Annotated in this window: 21 protein-coding genes; 12 read left to right on the top strand and 9 right to left on the bottom strand. The window is 63.9% G+C overall.

Annotated elements, in window-relative coordinates; genetic code table 11:
• Positions 1-21 precede the first annotated feature (21 nt).
• Positions 22-183 carry a rubredoxin gene (locus METLI_RS11305; protein WP_004040542.1) on the top strand — a complete coding sequence of 54 codons (162 nt, stop codon included), beginning with the start codon at positions 22-24 and terminating at the stop codon, positions 181-183.
• Between the two features lies 1 nt (position 184).
• Positions 185-940 (top strand): hypothetical protein, encoded by a 756-nt coding sequence (locus tag METLI_RS11300; protein WP_004040541.1) that lies wholly within the window; start codon positions 185-187, stop codon positions 938-940.
• On the opposite strand, the gene METLI_RS11295 is transcribed toward METLI_RS11300, so the two are convergent.
• Together METLI_RS11295 and METLI_RS13395 are read right to left on the bottom strand one after the other, a co-directional pair.
• Complete coding sequence (locus tag METLI_RS11295) at positions 895-1,464, bottom strand: flavodoxin family protein (RefSeq protein ID WP_048104245.1); 570 nt, start codon at positions 1,462-1,464, stop codon at positions 895-897. The genes METLI_RS11300 and METLI_RS11295 overlap by 46 nt on opposite strands.
• Before the next feature lie 74 nt (positions 1,465-1,538).
• Positions 1,539-2,126, bottom strand: coding sequence for a protease inhibitor I42 family protein (locus METLI_RS13395; RefSeq protein ID WP_004040539.1), 588 nt, complete (start codon positions 2,124-2,126; stop codon positions 1,539-1,541).
• Positions 2,127-2,363: 237 nt separating this feature from the next.
• Between METLI_RS13395 and METLI_RS11285 the strand changes: the two genes are divergently transcribed.
• Positions 2,364-2,813, top strand: a complete 450-nt coding sequence (locus tag METLI_RS11285) for a response regulator (protein WP_004040538.1) — start codon at positions 2,364-2,366, stop codon at positions 2,811-2,813.
• A gap of 41 nt (positions 2,814-2,854) precedes the next feature.
• On the opposite strand, the gene METLI_RS11280 is transcribed toward METLI_RS11285, so the two are convergent.
• Both METLI_RS11280 and METLI_RS11275 read right to left on the bottom strand, forming a co-directional pair.
• Positions 2,855-4,036: an MFS transporter gene (locus METLI_RS11280; RefSeq protein WP_004040536.1), complete on the bottom strand. Its 1,182-nt coding sequence runs from the start codon at positions 4,034-4,036 to the stop codon at positions 2,855-2,857.
• Between the two features lie 205 nt (positions 4,037-4,241).
• Positions 4,242-4,904, bottom strand: a complete 663-nt coding sequence (locus METLI_RS11275) for a phosphoribosyltransferase (protein WP_004040535.1) — start codon at positions 4,902-4,904, stop codon at positions 4,242-4,244.
• 667 nt (positions 4,905-5,571) lie between these two features.
• On the opposite strand from METLI_RS11275, the gene METLI_RS11265 reads away from it, so the two are divergent.
• The 3 genes from METLI_RS11265 to METLI_RS11255 all read left to right on the top strand — a co-directional run bounded on the left by METLI_RS11265 (position 5,572) and on the right by METLI_RS11255 (position 8,324).
• Positions 5,572-6,618, top strand: a complete 1,047-nt coding sequence (locus METLI_RS11265; RefSeq protein WP_004040534.1) for a DUF3089 domain-containing protein — start codon at positions 5,572-5,574, stop codon at positions 6,616-6,618.
• Positions 6,619-6,623: 5 nt separating this feature from the next.
• Positions 6,624-7,661, top strand: a complete 1,038-nt coding sequence (locus METLI_RS11260; RefSeq protein WP_004040533.1) for a DUF3089 domain-containing protein — start codon at positions 6,624-6,626, stop codon at positions 7,659-7,661.
• 120 nt (positions 7,662-7,781) lie between these two features.
• Positions 7,782-8,324 (top strand): YIP1 family protein, encoded by a 543-nt coding sequence (locus METLI_RS11255; RefSeq protein WP_004040531.1) that lies wholly within the window; start codon positions 7,782-7,784, stop codon positions 8,322-8,324.
• 54 nt (positions 8,325-8,378) lie between these two features.
• On the opposite strand, the gene METLI_RS11250 is transcribed toward METLI_RS11255, so the two are convergent.
• Positions 8,379-10,076, bottom strand: coding sequence for a bifunctional metallophosphatase/5'-nucleotidase (locus METLI_RS11250; protein WP_004040530.1), 1,698 nt, complete (start codon positions 10,074-10,076; stop codon positions 8,379-8,381).
• A 118-nt stretch (positions 10,077-10,194) separates the two neighbouring features.
• Positions 10,195-11,397 (bottom strand): NAD-dependent dihydropyrimidine dehydrogenase subunit PreA, encoded by a 1,203-nt coding sequence (preA, locus tag METLI_RS11245; protein ID WP_004040529.1) that lies wholly within the window; start codon positions 11,395-11,397, stop codon positions 10,195-10,197.
• Between the two features lie 284 nt (positions 11,398-11,681).
• Between preA and METLI_RS12550 the strand changes: the two genes are divergently transcribed.
• From METLI_RS12550 to METLI_RS11230, 3 genes are all read left to right on the top strand, one after another.
• Positions 11,682-12,110 carry a hypothetical protein gene (locus METLI_RS12550; protein ID WP_004040527.1) on the top strand — a complete coding sequence of 143 codons (429 nt, stop codon included), beginning with the start codon at positions 11,682-11,684 and terminating at the stop codon, positions 12,108-12,110.
• Between the two features lie 132 nt (positions 12,111-12,242).
• Complete coding sequence (locus METLI_RS11235) at positions 12,243-13,055, top strand: polyphosphate polymerase domain-containing protein (protein ID WP_004040526.1); 813 nt, start codon at positions 12,243-12,245, stop codon at positions 13,053-13,055.
• Positions 13,049-13,645, top strand: coding sequence for a DUF4956 domain-containing protein (locus tag METLI_RS11230; RefSeq protein WP_004040524.1), 597 nt, complete (start codon positions 13,049-13,051; stop codon positions 13,643-13,645). The genes METLI_RS11235 and METLI_RS11230 overlap by 7 nt, the downstream gene beginning before the upstream one ends.
• Before the next feature lie 31 nt (positions 13,646-13,676).
• On the opposite strand, the gene METLI_RS11225 is transcribed toward METLI_RS11230, so the two are convergent.
• Positions 13,677-14,066 carry a PRC-barrel domain-containing protein gene (locus METLI_RS11225; RefSeq protein WP_004040520.1) on the bottom strand — a complete coding sequence of 130 codons (390 nt, stop codon included), beginning with the start codon at positions 14,064-14,066 and terminating at the stop codon, positions 13,677-13,679.
• A gap of 263 nt (positions 14,067-14,329) precedes the next feature.
• On the opposite strand from METLI_RS11225, the gene METLI_RS11215 reads away from it, so the two are divergent.
• Positions 14,330-14,608, top strand: a complete 279-nt coding sequence (locus METLI_RS11215) for a peptidylprolyl isomerase (RefSeq protein WP_004040518.1) — start codon at positions 14,330-14,332, stop codon at positions 14,606-14,608.
• A 52-nt stretch (positions 14,609-14,660) separates the two neighbouring features.
• On the opposite strand, the gene METLI_RS11210 is transcribed toward METLI_RS11215, so the two are convergent.
• A complete protein-coding gene (locus METLI_RS11210; protein ID WP_004040516.1) occupies positions 14,661-15,494 on the bottom strand; it encodes an SDR family NAD(P)-dependent oxidoreductase in 834 nt (277 codons plus the stop codon).
• Between the two features lie 16 nt (positions 15,495-15,510).
• The gene (locus METLI_RS11205; protein WP_004040514.1) at positions 15,511-16,305 is read right to left on the bottom strand and encodes an acetoacetate decarboxylase family protein; all 795 of its coding nucleotides are present in this window, start codon (positions 16,303-16,305) and stop codon (positions 15,511-15,513) included.
• A 205-nt stretch (positions 16,306-16,510) separates the two neighbouring features.
• Here METLI_RS11205 and METLI_RS13390 point away from each other — a divergent pair, with 205 nt between their 5' ends.
• Positions 16,511-17,161, top strand: coding sequence for a hypothetical protein (locus tag METLI_RS13390; protein WP_004040508.1), 651 nt, complete (start codon positions 16,511-16,513; stop codon positions 17,159-17,161).
• Positions 17,158-17,763: a hypothetical protein gene (locus tag METLI_RS13385; RefSeq protein WP_004040506.1), complete on the top strand. Its 606-nt coding sequence runs from the start codon at positions 17,158-17,160 to the stop codon at positions 17,761-17,763. The genes METLI_RS13390 and METLI_RS13385 overlap by 4 nt, the downstream gene beginning before the upstream one ends.
• Positions 17,764-17,997: the final 234 nt, after the last annotated feature.

Raw genomic sequence — 17,997 nt, 5'->3', positions numbered from 1 at the left:
CATTGTGCCCTCCTTCGCACCATGGACATGTACAAGTGCACAAAGTGCGGCTATATCTATAATCCGGGCTCCGGCGACGCCTCCCAGAACATCCCGCCGAAAACGCCCTTTGAAAAACTCCCCGAGACCTGGCTCTGCCCCAGGTGCGGCGCCACGAAGAAGGTCTTCGTCGTCGTATCCTAGAATGGGACCAGAAGAGGGGCCGGTCGCCTTTATCGACATGGAGTTCGGCCATGTCTACGGGACGCACCGAAAAATCGTCATGCCCATCGAGGTCGGCGTGGTCACCTACGATCCCGTAGCCGACTGCGCTGCGTTTGCGGGACGAACCTTCGCCCACGATCTCGAGGTCGAGATCTGGAAAAGCAGCACCGACGACCTCGGCCGCCGGACCGGCGTTATGACCACGGTGGCGAACCCGGGACAGGGGACCGGCGGCCTCCCGTACGACCCGCGCTTCAGGCTCAACCGGGCCGGCTGGCGGGAGGCGCGGGCGGCTGCGTCGGCCTCCTTCGCCGATCTCGCCCTCTTCATGGACGCCCTCTGCACCAGACACGATCCGGCTGCATTCACCTTCTTTGCCCGGAGCATGGAGTGCCGGGCCCTCGACCGGGCCGGGTTCGACCTCGGGCCGTACGCCTGCACCGACCTCCAGCGCGAGGTCGGGGCGGCGCTCGGGATGAAAAATTTCCTCTCGCTCGATCGCGCCGGATGCATCATCGGGTTTGGAAAGGGCGCCGGCGCCATCAGGTCGAACCATTACCGCTACCCGGTCCCGGATCGATACTCTCCGTTCCTGAGTCCGCACCGGGCGGTCGGCGACGCCGCCCGGATCTTCCTCCTCGCCCGGGAGTTCTATGCCAGTCGGGAGTCGTTCCTGGAGGAGGCCGAGGCCTACTTCTCGGTCTGCGACGGGACCAGCGCCTGCCCCAGGGCATAGGCCCGCGCCATCAGCGCCTCGTCCTTCCCGGCGTCGCCCGCGTCCAGCATCCCGGCGGCGATCAGCGGGGCCGCCACACGGAAGCCGAAGAACTCCAGGGTCACCGAGAAATGGGTGGCCATCGGCGCATAGACGTCAGGGTTTACGTCGCCCTGTGGCAGGATGAGGGCGGCCGTCTTTCCGGGCGGGATACGGCTGGTGAAGTCGTCGTTGAGGAAGGCGTACCAGCGGTCGATGAAACTTTTTGCCGTGCCGGTGATCATCCCGAAATAGACCGGCGACCCCAGGACGATCCCGTCCGACTCCCTGATCGCCTCGTAGAGTTCTTCCATGCCGTCGTTGAGCCGGCACGCCCCGGCACGTTTGCAGAACCCGCACCCCTGGCAGTCGCGGAACGCGACGTCGTTGAGATAGATAAGCCTGGTCGCCGCCCCCGCCTCCTCCGCTCCCGCGAGGGCCTGCCTGACAAGCACATCGGTGTTCCCCCCCTTTCTCGGGCTTCCGACAAATCCGGTGATCTTCATCTCGATCCTCACCCCCCATATCATCTCCTCCTATATCAATGGTCCCGGAAAAAAGAGAGGGCGAGGGTGCCGCCTCAGGCGACGGTGAAGGAGAGGGAGAAGGTCTCGTCCTGGGCGGTGGCGTTCTCCCAGGGGCGTTTGTACACCGCGGAGAAGGTCTGGTCCCCCGTCCCGTCGGCCCTCAGGATCCAGGTCCGCGTTCCGCCGACGCCGACCATGCCCGCAGGGTGATCATCCACGACATAGGTGTCGTTTAAGAGGGTGAGCCCGGCAGAGAGGGTGGCGTTCCACCCGTACCCGGTCGTCGGGTTCTCCGCAAGGGCGATCGCCACGACGTCGCCCTTCGTGACGTCGACCACTGTCCCGTTCGCCGTCTCGTTGTAGGCTCCCATTGCCGCACGGTAGACCGCCCATTCGTCGGCTTCCATGCCGTTGCCGAAGATGCACACACCGTACTCTCCTCCTGAGGCGTCCTTCCTGATCTCATAGCCGTATCCCATCTGCTCGCACCATACGGCGGCAGGGTTCGCCATACCGACAGATCCGTTCTCCGTCGGCGTCGGCGTTGTCACGTCCGCCGGTTCCCCTCCGGTGCAGCCTGCGCCGAGGATGCAGGCGCAGAGCAGGAGTGCGGCGGCGGTTCCAAGCACCATTCGCTTCATGCAACAACCTCTTCCCGGAGAGGGATAAAGGATTCCATGACTGCGAGGAATTTCGCAGCGATACCGGGGAACGGAAGGGTGAATCCGCCTCCGATACCGTGCTATATATATTACTCCGAGTTATTACCTCAAATTTCCGGGAATCCGGATTTAAAAATAATCTGATGGATAATTCATTGAATTTTAATACCGGAATATATCGGAAGTCATATATATTGCGGTTGTACACTACCTCTCATGAGCCCCCACACCGGAGAGGCCATCAGGGTCCTCACCGTGGACGACGATCCAGCGTTGCTTGACACGATCAGTCTTTATCTTGAGAACATCGGAGGGTTTGAGGTCTCCAGTACAGGGTCGCCGGGAGACGCCCTGAACAGGCTGGAGACCGAGTACTTCGATATCTGCATCTCAGACTACGATATGCCGGAGATGAACGGCGTCCAGCTCCTCGGGCGGATCAGGAGGGAGGGGAACCCCGTCCCATATATCCTGATCACCGGAAGCTTCTCAGACGGTCTTGAGCGGCGCGCCCGCGGCGCCGGGGCGTCGGACGTCCTCCAGAAAAGCGGCGTCAGCGTGAAATTCTACACCGACCTCATCGCCGCCGTCAGGGGGGCGGTCGAGAGGTTCCGGGGCGGTGGGGTTTCCGGAATGGCCGAGTGCTGTTCAGGTGTGAGGGTCTGAACCCGGTCGGGGCTCAGGGAAACGACTCTCCACTCTTTTTTTTATCCAGCACTCCTGCCCGCTCCGATAAAGACTACGGCGATACCGGCGGCAAGAACGGCCGGCAGGAAAAAACCCGCGGCGTAGCCTGCGATGGCGATGACCGCCCCGGCGACGAGCGGCCCTGATGCGTGCCCGATGTCCATGATCGCGCTGAGGGCGCCGATCGAGGCGCCGAGGTGTTCACGGTCAGAGAGGTCGGCGATGTAGGCCCCGGTCGATACCGTGACCAGGGAGAGGGCAAGCCCGAAACAGATGCCGACCGCCATCACCGCCGGGACGGCGACGGTGAAGGCGAAGGCAGCGATGCAGCCCCCTTCGGCAAGGAGCCCGGCGACGATCTGGATCCGCCTGCCCTTCTGATCCGAGAGGGCGCCGAAGAACGGTTTGGAGACGGCGACGGCGACAACCTGGAGGGCGAAGAGGAGACCTATCAGGTACTCCTGGACACCGGCGGCGATGAGATACAGCGGGAGCCAGGTCTCGAAGATCCCGAAGGTGAAGTACGCTGCCATCTCCACGAGGGCTGTGGAGAGGAGGGGCGGGCTCTGCAAAAATCCTCGCAGGCTTGCTGTGAAGGAGACCGTCTGCCCCTTTGCCCCGGCCGGATCCCCCGGTGCGTCTTTCAGGGTGAGCACCAGGAAGAGCACCGGGATCGCTGCGAGGAATGCGGCGCCATAGACCAGATGATAGGCAGTGAGTCCGGCCGCCGCAGCCGAGGCCGAGAGGATGATCCCGCCGGCGAGCGGCGCTGCCGTCCGCCCCACAAGTGTTGCCGACGAGTAGATTCCGCTCATCTCCCCCTTTGCCTCAGGGTAGGCGGTGTAGATCGTGATCGATGCCACCGGCCCCAGGATCGCCGTCGCCAGGCCGTGGAAAAATCTGACCGGGATGAGCCAGAGGGGGTCGGCAACGAAGAGGTAGAGGAGCGGGGCGGTGAGGAAGACGAGGGCCGATCCGGTGAGTAACCGTTTTGCGCCGATGCGGTCGGCGAGCACGCCCACCGGGAAGGAGAAGAGGATCCCTGCGGCCGGCGAGACTGCCGCGATCAGCCCGATCGTCACCTCGCCGGCGCCGAGTGCCTGGGAGAAGAGGGGCAGGACCGGGTTTTTCGAGATCGTGGTGGAGAAGATCGCGAAGAACCCGATTACTGAGAGTGCGGTGATCAGGCTGGAGCGGCGCATGGAGATTAGAGTCTCTGCCGCCGGCGGTGGTATAGATTGCGATCTGGCGGCGTCACCCCTTTTCTTCCAGGAATTGTCGCAGGAGTTCTCTCTGCCCCTCGGTCCGGGCGCCGGGGGATCGAGACGGTGACCCTGATCCGCAGGTCGCCCCGTCCTTACCGGCCGCCATGCCGTCTCTTGGGGGAAATAACGGTTGTTTTCGCCCTCACTCGCGGGGCGCGAGCAGGTAGCGCGGGCCGTCCTGCACCGCCCGACCCGCGGCGACCAGGTCGGCGAGGGCTTCGAGGACCTCCTCCTCGCCGGCGAGGAGGCCGTACTTCCCGGCCAGGATCGCCCTGATCTCCGCCATGTCGGCGGGCTCGTCGGCAAGCACCTTGCCGGTGAAGCCGAAGACGTCCTCGTGGCGGGCCCAGGGGAAGATCACCCAGTGCCACGACGGGGCGAACTCGGCATGATAGTCAGGGGCGACCCCGCAGACCTGTTTGTGGACGAGCACCCCGGTCCTGATCTCGCCCGCCCCGCGGCCCTCCAGGTGGTCGAGCGCCGCCTCAAGGGTATCGCCGGTGTCGGTGACGTCGTCGACGACCAGGATGGCGAGACCGGCGATATCGTCTGTAAGGGGGCGGCGGACCACGGCCCGTTCGTTTTTGTGCTCGGCCGTCCCCCAGTGCTCGACCCTGATGCCGGCCAGGTCCATGATCAGGAGTTCGTCGCAGACGATTCTCGCCGGGACATAGCCGCCGCGGCCGACGGCGACGACGAGGTCGGGGCGAAAGCCCGAGGCGCGGACCTTCGCCGCCAGGGTGCGGGAGAGAGAGACGGCCCGCTCCCAGGTGACGGCGTCGCAGGTGAAGGTTTCCGGGATCATTGGGGAGGGATGGGAGAGACGGGATATAAAGATGGGGGAGGGGACCGGGGGGAGGCCGGCCCACCGGGAGGAGGCTGATCGATTTCCCGTACGCCGTGGGTTGCATCCCCTTGGAGCGGATTGCCCCTGATATACGGGGACTGGTCGGGCGGAGCATCTCTCGATCAAAAATGGTGGGTGGGCGTGCCGGCGTGGTGTGCCCGTCCCCACCCCAATCGCCGTTTTGCGGCACACCGATCCCCCATCTGCTCCCTGAAACTGCCGGGCGAATGGGTTCGTCCAGACCATCCCGTGGTCCGGTTCCACGATAAAGGGGAGATCTGTCATACCCTCACCAGGGTGCATTCAAGCGATCCTCGTTGTTGTAGTGGTTGAGAAATTCAACAAAGCCTAATCTCTCGAACAAAATCGAGCCCGGGAAAAGTTTATTTTTCTTGTCGACGCGGATTTTAGTATTGTACGGCTCCCGAACCCTTCCGGTGCGTTCATCGTCCAAAATCGCCTGAACGCCCGCGTTCTGGAACAAATCGGCCGGAGAGGCGATCCCCGGCGTCGGTATCGAGCGTTTTTGCGTGGCGAGCCGGAGGGACTGCCTGGCCCCTTCCGCTCACCAGACCCGCGGAAAAAATTCGTTTCGGGCCTGTACAACCACCCAGGAGACCTTGTGATGATTACCAATACTCGCTCTTTGATCTGCCTCATCGCCGTGATGGGGGTATGTTTCATTTTTACCTGCGGCTGCGCGAACGGGGGATCCCCGGCCGGCGGCAACGAGACGCTCCCGGCCGGGGCGGTCGACCCCGTCCAGGACCCGGACTACGCCGACCCGTATTACTGGCTCTCCCTGCCGTCCGCAGATAAACCGGTGGACGTCTTCTACGTGTACCCGACGGTCAGCAGCAACGCCACCGGCTTCATGGACGTCAACAGCGTCAATGAGCGGGCGCTGGCGCAGGGCATTTTTGCGGCGCAGGCAAGCGTGTACGAACCAAACGCCAACGTCTTCTCTCCCTACTACCGGCAGATGTCGACGCAGGTGGCGGTGGAGCCGGGAATGCTCGCGACCGACACGGCGGAGTTCAAACGCGGCGCCGTTGACGTCGAGCGGGCCTTCGACTACTACATCGAACACCTCAACGAAGGCCGTCCGTTCATCATCGCGGGCCACAGCCAGGGAACGATGGCCCTGATCGAGTTGATCAAGAACCGTTTCGGGGACGACGCTGACCTCCGCAGCCGCCTGGTGGCGGCGTACCTGATCGGCTACACCGTCACGGACGCCGACCTCGCGGCGGCCGGGCTGACGGCGGCACAGGGCGCGAACGACACCGGCGTCGTCGTCACCTACAACACGCAGTCGCCGACCTCGGCCGGCGGCCCGATGCTGATGGCAGGCGCCCACTGCATCAACCCGCTCACCTGGACGACCGACGACGCCTACGCCCCGGCATCGGAAAACCTGGGCGCACGCTTCTACAACGACACGACCGGCGAGTTCCTCCGCGAGGTGGAGCACTACTGTGATGCACGGATCGATCCCGAGACCGGGGCGCTCACCACGACGATACCGGAGGGCGAAGACCTGGACATCGGCCCGTATTCGGAAGGCGTGTACCACCGCTACGACTACGCCTTCTGGTACCGGAACCTGGAGCAGAACGTCGGCGACCGGATCGACGCCTACCTGAACGCGACAGGATCGGGCGGAGCATGACGGGAATGCAGCGTGCAAACGGAGGTGCGCCGACGCTCGAAGACCTGCGGGGAAGGGCGCTCGGGGTGCCGGTCGCCCTCCCCCCGTTCGATCTCGACCGGGACGTGCCCGATGCGCCCGACTACGCCGACCCGGAGAGCTGGCTCGCCCTGCCCGCACATTTCGGCACCGAGCGGCAGCCCGTGGACGTCTTCTGGGTCTACCCCACGATCCTCTCCGACGACGCGACCTACCTGATGGACACCCGCGATCCCGGCCTGCGGGAGAAGGCGGTCTGGACCCTGGTGGAGCAGGCGAGCATATTCGACGGGCAGGCGAACATTTACGCCCCCTATTACCGGCAGAACAACGTGAAGATCAACCCCCTGATGCTGACCGAAGCGGCGCCGATCTTCGCCCTCGGGCAGGGCGACCTCGTCGCCGCCTTCGCGTATTTCATGGAGCACATCAACCGGGGGGAGAGGCCGATCATCCTGGCCGCCCACAGTCAGGGGTCGGTCAGGGTCGTCGAACTCTCGAAGGCCGGGGAACTCCTCACCGGCGATCTCGCTTCGCTGGAGCGGCTTGTGGCGGCGTACGTCATCGGCTACTCGATCACGCCGGCCGACCTGGAGAAAAACCCGCTGATGAAGGTCGGCGAGAGCGCGGAGGAGACGGGCTGCTTCATCACCTACAATACCATATCAGACGAGGAGGGCAGGGAGCGGCAGGCCCCGACCGTGATCCCCGGCACCGTCGTGGTAAACCCCCTGACCTGGCGGACCGACACCGCCTTTGCTCCGGCTTCGTCCAACATCGAGGCGGTCTTCTTCAGGCGCGGCGATCCCGAACACCTGGTCAGGCACCCGCACTTCGCGGCGGCGCAGGTGAAGGGTAATGCGCTCGTGATCACGGAGATCTCCCACCCCGAAGACCTGCCGGCGACGAGCGTCACCTTCCCGCCGGGCGTGTACCACATGTACGACTACGCCATCTTCTACGAGAACCTGAGGAAAAACGTCGGGGAAAGGATCCGATCGTATTTCAATCCGCACCGGGGATGATCCGGCCGGATGAGGGGGTCTTGCGGATCGGCACCCTGTTCGGTGCCGCACCCGGCCCCAAAACAATCATGGCCTTCAAATCCCCCTTCTTTATACCCATGCACGACAATACCGCATAGTATGATCGACACCATGGTTGACCGGGTGAAAGGATTCTTCTTAAAACCCGTCGAGACGTTCAGGGCGTCCAGAAAAGACGACCTGGGCACAGTATTCACGTATTTCGGCGCGCTCCTCCTCTTCTACGCCGTCCTCTCCTCGCTGGTCCGCGCCGTCTCCGGGACCGGCGGAGCGGCCGGGATCGTAGCGGACCTGATCCTGACGGTCATCGGCGGCTTTGTCGGCATGCTCGTCTTCGCCGCATGGGTGCACCTCTGGGTCTACGTCGTCGGCGGGCGCTATGGGGTAATGCAGACCGTGAATGCACTCTTCTACGGGAGCACGCCCAGCCTACTCCTCGGCTGGATCCCGTTCGTCGGCATCATCTTCTCGCTCTGGTCGCTGGTGCTGTACGTGCTCGGCGTCCGCGAGCTCCAGGGGATCAGCACCGCACGGGCGGTCATCGCGATCGCGATCGCCGTCGTCATCCCGCTCGTCCTCATCGCCCTCCTCGCCGCCTATTTCATGGTCTCGGTCGCGACGGTGACGCCGGTTCTGATGTAAGACTGCCGGGCACATAAACCGAACACTCTTTTTTTGAACGGCGCTTCGACGCAGTCACGTCGTCTTCGCGATCCGCGTCTGTTCCGGCGCCTCCACCGGGGCGGGAAGCGTACCCATGTACGAGACCAGGGCATCGACGTCCACCGGGCCGTAGGCGAGATCGGTGCCGTTCGTGAACACGGTGTAGCCGTCGCCGCCGCCGGCCAGGAAGTCGACCATCGCCGCCGTGTAGTTCGCGGCCGGATCGAGGGGCGTGCCGTTCACCAGGACGGCGACGACCCTCTCGCCGGCCGGTTTCGTGGCGTCGTAGGTGTAGATGAGCCCGGAGACGGCCAGGTTGTGGGGCGGCAGCGGTGCCTCCCACTGCCGCTCCAGGGCGTCTTCGACCTCCGCCCCGGTCAGGGTCATCGAGAGCACGCTCGACGAGAAGGGCTGCACGGCGTAGAGATCGCCCCAGGTGACATTGCCCTTCGCGATATCGGCCCGCAGCGATCCCGTGGTGACGAAGGCGATCTCGGCGCCCATCGCCGCCCGCTGGGCGTCGGCGACGAGGTTGCCGAGCGCGGATTCGCCGGCGCCGGTCTGCTCCCCGGTGATGTCGGCCGAGGCCGTCGTAACGGGCCGGTCGATCATGGGGCCGACCACCTGCTCGTCCGCGGCGAGGAAGGCGGACGCCTCCGGATCGGGGCTGGTCCCGGGCGGCCGGTCGGCATATGCCCGAACGATCTCGGCCGACTTATCGACGATCTCCCCGGATACAGGGTCGATATAGAGGTCAACGTCGGCGAACGCCCTGCTGTAGCTGTACGCCTGGGTCACGAGCACCGGGTTTTTGCCGGCGTTCTCCAGGTAGGCGTTGGTGAACTCGTGGGTGTGGGCCGAGAGGACGACGTCGACGTCCGGGTCGAGGGCGGCGACGATCTCCGTGACCCGGCCGGTGACGTTGCCGCCGTTCCTGGTCTGGCCGTCGTAGGCCTCCTGCTCACCCCCCTCGTGGAGGAGGACGACGATGGCGTGCACGCCCTCCTGCTGGATTTCGGGGACGTAGCGGTTGATCGATCCGGCCTCGTCTTTGAAGACGACGCCCTCGATGTTTGCCGCCTTCTGGATCGAGGGCGTCTTGATGGTGTCGGCGCCGATGAAGGCGATCCGCACGCCGCCGGCGTCCAGGATCACGTAGGGATCGACGAGGGGCGTGTCGTTGGTCTTCCAGACCACGTTCGAGGAGACGAAGGTCATGTTCGAGCCCGGATAGGGGTCGACCAGGTGGGTGATGTTCGTCGTGCCGTTCCCGCCCTCGATCTTCCGCATCAACTCGGCCGTGCCCTTATCGAACTCGTGGTTGCCGAAGGTGGCGATCATCGTGTACGGCCCGCCCTCGCAGTCCTCGGCGAAGGCGTTGAAGAAGAGCATCGTGGGCTCGTCGAGGAGGAGGCCTGACTCCGGGGGCGAGGCGCCGACCACGTCGCCGGGCAGGGCGATGAAGGTGGCCGACTGCCCTTCGTCGGCGAGGGCGGCTTCGAGGTACGAGGCGAGCACCGGGGCGCTGCCGGCCGGTTCTCCGTCGAGGTTCTGCCCTTCGGACACCTGCCCGTGGAAGTCGTTGATCGCCAGGATCTGGACGTGCACCGGCGCGGGGTGTACCTGATACGGGAGTGCGACGATGAAGAGGAGGATGCAGACGAGGACGGTGGCGCCGATGATGGCCTGCTGCCATACGGGTCTGCCGCTGAGGGGGGAGATGGGAGACATTGAGAGAAAGTGTTGCCGGGGCGGGATAAAATAGGATGGCAGAGGGAAGGACCTGGCCCCTGTTTAGAGATTCCTGTACTTCTTATGCGCCTGCTCGATCGAGATCACTGTCGAGAGATCATCCCCGCCGCACGACCATCACGCCTTCCGGGCACACGAGGGCGCACAACCCGCACCCGTCGCACCGCCCCTCGTCGATCGCCACGGCCCGCTCACCGATCGAGATCGCACCCGATCCCCCGTCGCGGCAGGCGGTGACGCAGCGCCCGCAGACGGTGCACCGCTCCGGGTGCTCTGCACGGGCGCGGGATGAGGCATCGCGGGAGAGGGCCTCGTGCGTCCCGATCCTGGGGAGGGCGAGGCCCCGCAGGGCTCCCGGCCCCGAAAGGCCCCGCTCGGCAAGGTAGCCCGCGAGCCCCTCGTTCATGCCCCGGACGATCCCGGCCCCCCGCCACATCACCGCGGTGCAGACCTGGACCGCCGACGCCCCCACCGCGATGTACTCGGCCGCATCCTGCCAGCGCGAGACGCCGCCGACGCCCATGATCGGGACCGGGAGTTCCCGTGCGATCTGCGAGACGATGCGGAGCCCGATCGGTTTTACCGCGGGGCCCGAGTATCCCCCGTAGGTGCCGGCCCCGGCGACCGACGGGAGGGGTTCGAGGGTGTCGAGGTCGATGCCCATCAGGCACTGGACCGTGTTGATCGCCGCGAGGATATCGGCCCCGCCCGCCACCGCCGCCTCGGCGACGGGCAGGATGTCGGTCACGTTGGGCGTGAGTTTGACGACCAGCGGGACCTCGACGGCGTCCCGCACGGCATGCGTCACCCCCCTGACAAGATGAGGGTGCTGCCCGAGTGCGGCGCCGACGCCCCGTTCGGGCATGCCGTGGGGGCAGGAGACGTTCAGTTCGACCGCATCGGCCCCGGCATCGACAACGGCGCTGGCGAGGTCCCGCCACTCCGCGGGGTCGGGCGAGGCCATGATGCTTGCGATCAGGACCCGGTCCGGGTATTCCTTTTTGATGGCGGCGATCTCCCCGGTCCAGCAGGCGAGGTCCCGCTTGCTGAGCAGTTCGATGTTCTCGAAACCGAGGAGCCCGGTGTCCTCTCCTTTCCAGGCGGCAAACCTGGGCGAGACGTCCGTGATCTCCATCGAGTCCGGGACAATGGTCTTTGTCACCGCCCCGCCCCAGCCGAGCCTGAAGGCGTGCCTGATCTGGTCGCCCGATGCGGTCGGGGGGCCCGAGGCGAGGATGAAGGGGTTGTCGAGCGAGAGGGTGCCTACGGTGGTTTTGAGCGTGTGGGGGGATGCGGGCATGTGATTTTTCCTTAACGGAGTGTCGCGGGCGTCCTTATGTTCTTTGGGATCCGGGCTTTGTTGCATCCCGCATGAGTCCGGCGAGGGAGGCCCGCGCCCTCTCTGATACCCCTGACCCCCCGGTTCAACGCTTGAACGAGAACGTGAACCCCGTGAATAAATCCTATTTTAGGAATATATATCCCAAAATGCCGATTTTCAACGGAGTGCCTCAGCGGGCACCCGGTACGAAAACCGAACGGGGGGCATCTGCCTCTCCGGGATATCGGGAGTGTGAGTGACATATGGAAACTACGAAAACCTGCCGGCACGTGGTTCTCGCCCTCGTCATGGCGGGCCTGGCATTCTGCGCACTGGCCTGCGGGTGCACCACGGTCGAAAACACGACGACCGACCAATCCTCCGGCGTGACGGAGATCTCGCAGGCACCGCAGGGCGACATGCAGCGGACCCCGCCGGAGAACGGCACACGCGGCGGCCCTGACCTCGCATCGGCGGCCGCCACCCTGGGCGTGACAGAAGATGCCCTCCGTGATGCGCTCGGGGACGGAACCGGAAACGGGGGAATGGACCTCGAAGGGGCGGCCTCCGAACTCGGCGTGACCGTCGAGGACCTGCAGGACGCCCTCGGCGGGCAGTCCGGAGGGACGATGCCGCCTGACGGGCAGGCGCCGATGAACGGCACGCCGCCACAGGCGCCTTCGGCCGCCTGAGGGGCGACCGGGAGGAGACAGGGGGAAAGACCATTGACAGGCAAGAAAAACCAATCTCTTGTGGCGGCACGACGCCGTCCTGGCGTCTCTCTCGAAAGAACAGGGATCCCATGCAACGGAGGTGTCCAGAAGATGATGCAGTCCCTATCCCCACCGGACCGTCAGAACGCCGGCCTCGATCTCGCCGCCGCCCTGGCGGCGTTCGAGCCGATCACCCTCGACGCCCTCGAAGGCTCTGATGCGAACCTCCTCGATCGGACCGAGACGAAATTCCTGATGACCGCCGACCGGTTCGTGCAGATCCTCCCTGACCTCGGGGACGCCTACCGGGTGCTGGAGATCGAGGGCGCCCGGCAGGGGAGGTACGAGACCGAATACTACGACACCGACGGTTTCCTCACCTACCTCCAGCACCACAACGGCCGGGCCACCCGCTACAAACTGCGGTTTCGGCACTACCTCTCCTCGGACACGACCTTCCTGGAGGTCAAGGAGAAGAGGAACACCGGGCGCACGGTCAAAAAACGCCTGGAGACCGATGGCCTCCCCGAGCTCTCAGATCCCGGGCCGGGGACGTTCCTTGCCGAATCGTTCCCCTACGACGCCGGGGCGTTCCACCCCGTCCTGCTGACGGCGTACGACCGGATCACCCTGGTCGCCAGGGACCACGCCGAGCGCCTCACCTTCGACCTGAACCTGACGTTCGACAACGGCACGGAAAGCCGTTCGTACCCGAAGGTGGTGATCGGCGAGATCAAGCACGACCGGGCCCTGCGCCGCTCGCCGGCGATGACCGCCCTCGGGCGGGCCGGTGTCAGGAAGACCGGGTTCTCGAAGTACTGCATCGGGGTCTCGCTCCTCTATGCCGGACTGAAGCACAACCGCTTCAAGCGAAACCTCCTCTTCCTGGAGAAACTCTCGTCTGAAGGAGGGAGCGTATGCTGAGCGATACCGAACTGCTCTTCGTCGCCGGGTCCCTGGTCAACCTGCTCTTCGCCTCTATCATCGTCAGGTACATCTACTACCTGAGGAACGGCGAGCACACCTACATCTTCACCTTCCTGGCCTTCAACACCGTGGTCTATTTCATCATGGGGCTCTTCACCAGCGTGGAGATCTCGATCGGGGCCGGGTTCGGCCTCTTCGCCCTCTTCTCGGTGCTGCGCTACCGGACCGAGACGGTGCCGATCCGGGAGATGACCTACCTCTTCGTGATGGTGGCCCTGCCGGTCCTGAACTCGATCCTGCTCAGGACCGGGGCGTACGCGCAACTCCTCCTCTCGGACGCCGTGATCATCCTGATTCTCTGGGCGCTCGAGAAAGGTTTCGGCTTCCGGCCAGAACTCAGGCGAAAACAGGTCGTCTACGAGAAGATCGACCTCGTGCGGGCCGACCGCCGGGAGGAGATGATCGCCGACCTCAGGGAGCGGACCGGGCTGGACGTCGTCAGGTGCGAGGTCGAGCGGATCGATTTCCTCCGGGACACGGCGGAGATCAGCGTGTACTATGCCGGGGGCCCGGTGGAGAAGAAGTGAGGAGGGGTTCTGCCCCCCCCCTGCGGACTGTTCACCTGGCCCCTCCTTCCCAGACCGGTTCGACCCCGTAGAAATGGTACACCCGTTCGAACCATGTGAGGTCGTCGGACCTCGGTGGGTTGCCCCTGTCGAAACTTGGGGCATTTTTAAATGTCTCCTCCCGGACCTTCAGGGTATATTCATCCTGTCCTGGCTCACGCGAGAGTGCCTGCCAGGGTACAGGGAAGTATTTCTCACCGAGGCCCAGGATCCCGCCCGAGGAGATGACACCGAAGGTGACCAGCCCGGAGGACGTATCGATCATCAGGGAATCGATCACGCCGAGGTGCTCTTCTGCTACACTTTTCACCGAACTCCCGAGGATCCTGTCGAGCATCTCCATCCTCGGGTAGACAACCGTTACCTGACTTGCAAAACTCATGTTCTCTTCCCCCCTGTTCTGCGGGCGGCCTGAACCGTCCGTAGAATGATGTCCCTGTTGTCAGGGGTGAATAAGTACGTTCCGGCGAGAGCGATGATCCAGGATGGGCTGAACGCGCCCGGGAAGAAGAGGGGGTTTCCTGCGGGCCCTACCCGGTATGGCACTGGCACCCTCCCGGTCGTTTTCACCGAAGAGGTGCCAAAGACCATCAGCACCGGCCCCGACCGTTTCCCTGATATCGCCCGGCGTCCAACCATAGATCTATGGCACAGTGCAACGCCTCCCACATCCTGGTGGGAACCATGGCAGAGGCGCAGGAGCTCATGCAGCGGATCGCCTCAGGCGAAGACTTCGCGGCCCTCGCCCGGAAACACTCGAAGTGCCCCTCGGGCAAGGACGGGGGAAAACTCGGCTGGTTTTCGAGGGGGCAGATGGTCGCACCCTTCGAGAAGGCATGCCTCGCCGGGAAAGAGGGCGAGGTCGTCGGCCCGGTGAAGACCCAGTTCGGCTGGCACGTCATCAGGATCGACGGAAAGAAGTGAGGGGCCCGTAAGCCCCATCCCCTTTTTTTGAGAGCAGACCCCGCTCCCGGTATCAGAAATACGTCCCGCCCTTCTCGAACGCTTCCCGCCGGTCGTGCGCCATCTGCCTCAACACCTCCTCGATCTCCGGGGTGCCCATCACATATCCCTGCCAGAGACGGGTATTCGGCTCCTCCGGGACCACGATGATCCCTTTATGCTCTGCCACCCGGTCGAGGATATCTGACGCCGCTTTCTCCGCCGGATACGCGTCCTCCGGGATCCTCAGTTCGCCATACGCCCTGCCGTCGATCCCTTTGTTGAAGATCGGGGTCGCAATATTTGCCGGACAGATCACGGAAAAGTGGAGCCCCTTCTCTGCAAACTCGTATTTCAGGCACTCGGTCATGCCGACGACCCCGTATTTCGTCAGCGAATAGAGCGCCTGAAACGGCGGCGGCACAATCCCTGCGATCGACCCGGTGTTCACGATATGGCCCGACCCCTGCGCAAGCATGATCGGGACGGCGGTATGGACGCCGTAGATGACGCTCCAGAGGTTGACGTCGATGATCTGCCTCCAGTCCTCGAGGGTCGCCCGCTCGAACGGGATCGTCCCCCCGACGCCTGCGTTGTTGAAGAGGAAATCCAGTCTCCCGGTCTCTGCCGCCGTCCCCTCGATCCCCTTCTGCACCTCCTCCTGCTTCGTCACGTCCATGATCAGCGTGCGGACGCGGTCCCCGTACGCCTGGAGTTGCGCCGCCGCGGCGTCGATCTTCTCCCGACTCCGCCCGGCCAGATAGACGATCGCCCCGCGTTTTAAGAGTTCTTCGCTGACCGCATACCCGATCCCGGAGTTCGCACCGGTGACGATGCAGATCTTACCCGTATAATACTCTGAATCCATCGCTCTCACCCTCCCTTCACTCGATGACCCGTGCCCCCATCGCACGGAGAATTGCCCTGCCCTCCATCAGCGCCGCCTGCGTGATCCTTTTCATCGGCAGAGCGGCAAGACTGTTGATGATGTAATACTGCGCCGGGTTCTGCACCGGGGTCAGTTCGGTCCACTTCAGGGTGCCGGTCCCCACCTGCGCCGTCTCCACCTCCATCCCCTGCGGGTAGAGGACGAACTGGCTTAAATCCGCCCCCGGTGCGCCCACCTTCGGGATATACCGCCACCCGATGGTGTTTATGGAGGCGAAACCCGACCGCAACCCTTCCAGGTCGTCCCCGGTGACCGCCCCCGCCGCTTCAAAGTCCATGGTGAGGAAGGTGTTCCCCTCATAACTGACCGTCGTCGAGTAATGGGGGCGCAGCACGTGCAGGTCCTCGATATCCGCGTAAATCTTCGGGATGCCCGTCTGCTCCCGCCCGCCCAGGATCGGCGCCGTCCGGTTCTCCCAGACCACCAGAGTATACGACCCGTCCAGGTGGTCCTTCTTCCCGTGGAACCTGACCGGCGCCGCCACGTTGATCAGGTTATAGTACCCCCCGTGCATCCAGTTGATCTCGGTGAACTTATTGAAGGTCACCTGCACCTCAGGCGCCAGCAACTCAAACCCCTCGGGGATATAGTTTTCAAGAAGTTTTCCATCGGTCTCGTAGGTGATCCCGAGTGCAACCGTTCTCTGGGAGACGATCGTCCCGGGATCAAATTTCCCGCCCCCGAAGTGAACGGGCATCAGGTAGGTACAGTCGTTCTGCGTTCGGAACATCGGCATCAGTCCATTTGCCTGATCTCATATTTCATATTATATACATCTGTGGATCTGACTCCTCTTACGCATCCGTTTCTGGAGACGCGGTGTAGAACTGATTAAACATACGCATAAATATATCGGGAGTCATTGAGATGTTATTTATTTAATCAGGGGTATGCGGCGGTCATGTTGCCGAAAAAATCCCGGGAGCGATCTGAATATGGTATCTGAGAACCAGCAGAACGAACAATCCTCTCTGAGATCGAGATGGGAATCCGACCTCTCCCTCGAGGTCGTCATCCTGATCGTCTTCGGCGTATTCATGCTCCTCTTCGGTCTCCTCCTCTTCAAAATCCATACCGGCGACCTGCCGTACGCCCCGGACAGCACCTACGGTCTCTTTCTGGTCATCGTCTCCCTGCAGGTGATCACGATGGGCAAAACCCCGTTCGGCGACCTCCGCCGTTCGTGGGCGGTGATCGTCCTCGGGATCTTTACGGCGATCGTCGGGATGACCGCCTGCTTCATCCCGGGCCCCCTCTCCGAACCTGTCAGGATCCTGGTCGGCGTTCTGCTCTTTGCCGGCGGGTTCGCCCTGTTCCTCCAGCTCGTCATCCCGGAAGGGCGGGCCCGGACCTGGATGAAGGTTCCCGGCGTGCTCCGGCACCTGACCCTCGCCTGCGCCCTCGTCTATCTCTTCTCGATCGTCCTGGGGGCGGTCACCCTCCTCCCCGGGATCACCACCGACCCCCAGACCGCCGTCCTCCTGATCCTCTACGGGATCTGCTTCTTCTACCTCTCGTGGTGCATCCAGGCGGCGAACCGCCGGTACCCGCCCGAACGACCTGATATGCCGGAGGTGCCGGAATGACGCCAGAGACCGATCGCCCCGGACTCTTCGGGGATGCGTCCATCCCCCTCCAGGTCGCGATCGTCCTCCCGGTCGCCACCCTCCTGGTCCTTCTCGGGCTTCTCCTCTTCCCGGTCAACCTGGGGATGATCCCCTTCTCCCCGGACGGTCAACTCGGCCTGCTGATGGTGATCATGGCCATCCAGATGCTGGCCCTGGGCGAGACCCCGGTGGGACAGTACAGGCGCTCGCTGCTCCTGATCGTCGTCGGGATCGCCTTCGCCGCCGCCGGGATCTTCTCGTGCATCGTCCCCGGTATCCTGACCGGGATGGTCCAGGCGCTCCTCGGGCTCCTGAACATCGTCGGCGGCACCGTCCTCCTGACCCGGCGGTTCCTCCCGGTGGTCCGGGCCCACCGGCACCCCCCGGCCGAACCGGTCGCCCTCCCGCCCGCTCTCAAAAAACTGCTCATGACCCAGACGGTGCTCAACCTCGTCTCCATCGCCTTCGGCATCACCATGTTCCTCCCGGCCCTCGTCCCGGGCGTGGCGATCGCGGGGATCCTGGTGCTCAACGGCCTGCTGCTCTTTGCGCTCGCCGGCATCCTGATGACGATCCGGTAGGGCGTTCACCCTCCTCAGGGGCTGGGACGGGCACACCACGCCGGCACACCCATCCATCATTTTCCATCGCCAGACGCTCCGCCTATCTCGTCCCCGCATATCCAGGGTCAATCGCATGCGGGGGTCCGGGGGTGCAACCCCCGGTCAGAGGCGGACTTCACTATTCGTTATGTCTTCTCTTCGCATCGAGAAGGTGCGGGTTCCAGAAAACCGAGCAAACCTTTGCCGGGGGGG

It is taken from the genome of Methanofollis liminatans DSM 4140 (genome assembly GCF_000275865.1).
In the GTDB taxonomy this organism is placed as follows: domain Archaea; phylum Halobacteriota; class Methanomicrobia; order Methanomicrobiales; family Methanofollaceae; genus Methanofollis; species Methanofollis liminatans.
Note: the sequence above shows the minus strand (reverse complement) of the source record. Positions and strands in the feature narration are given on the sequence as shown.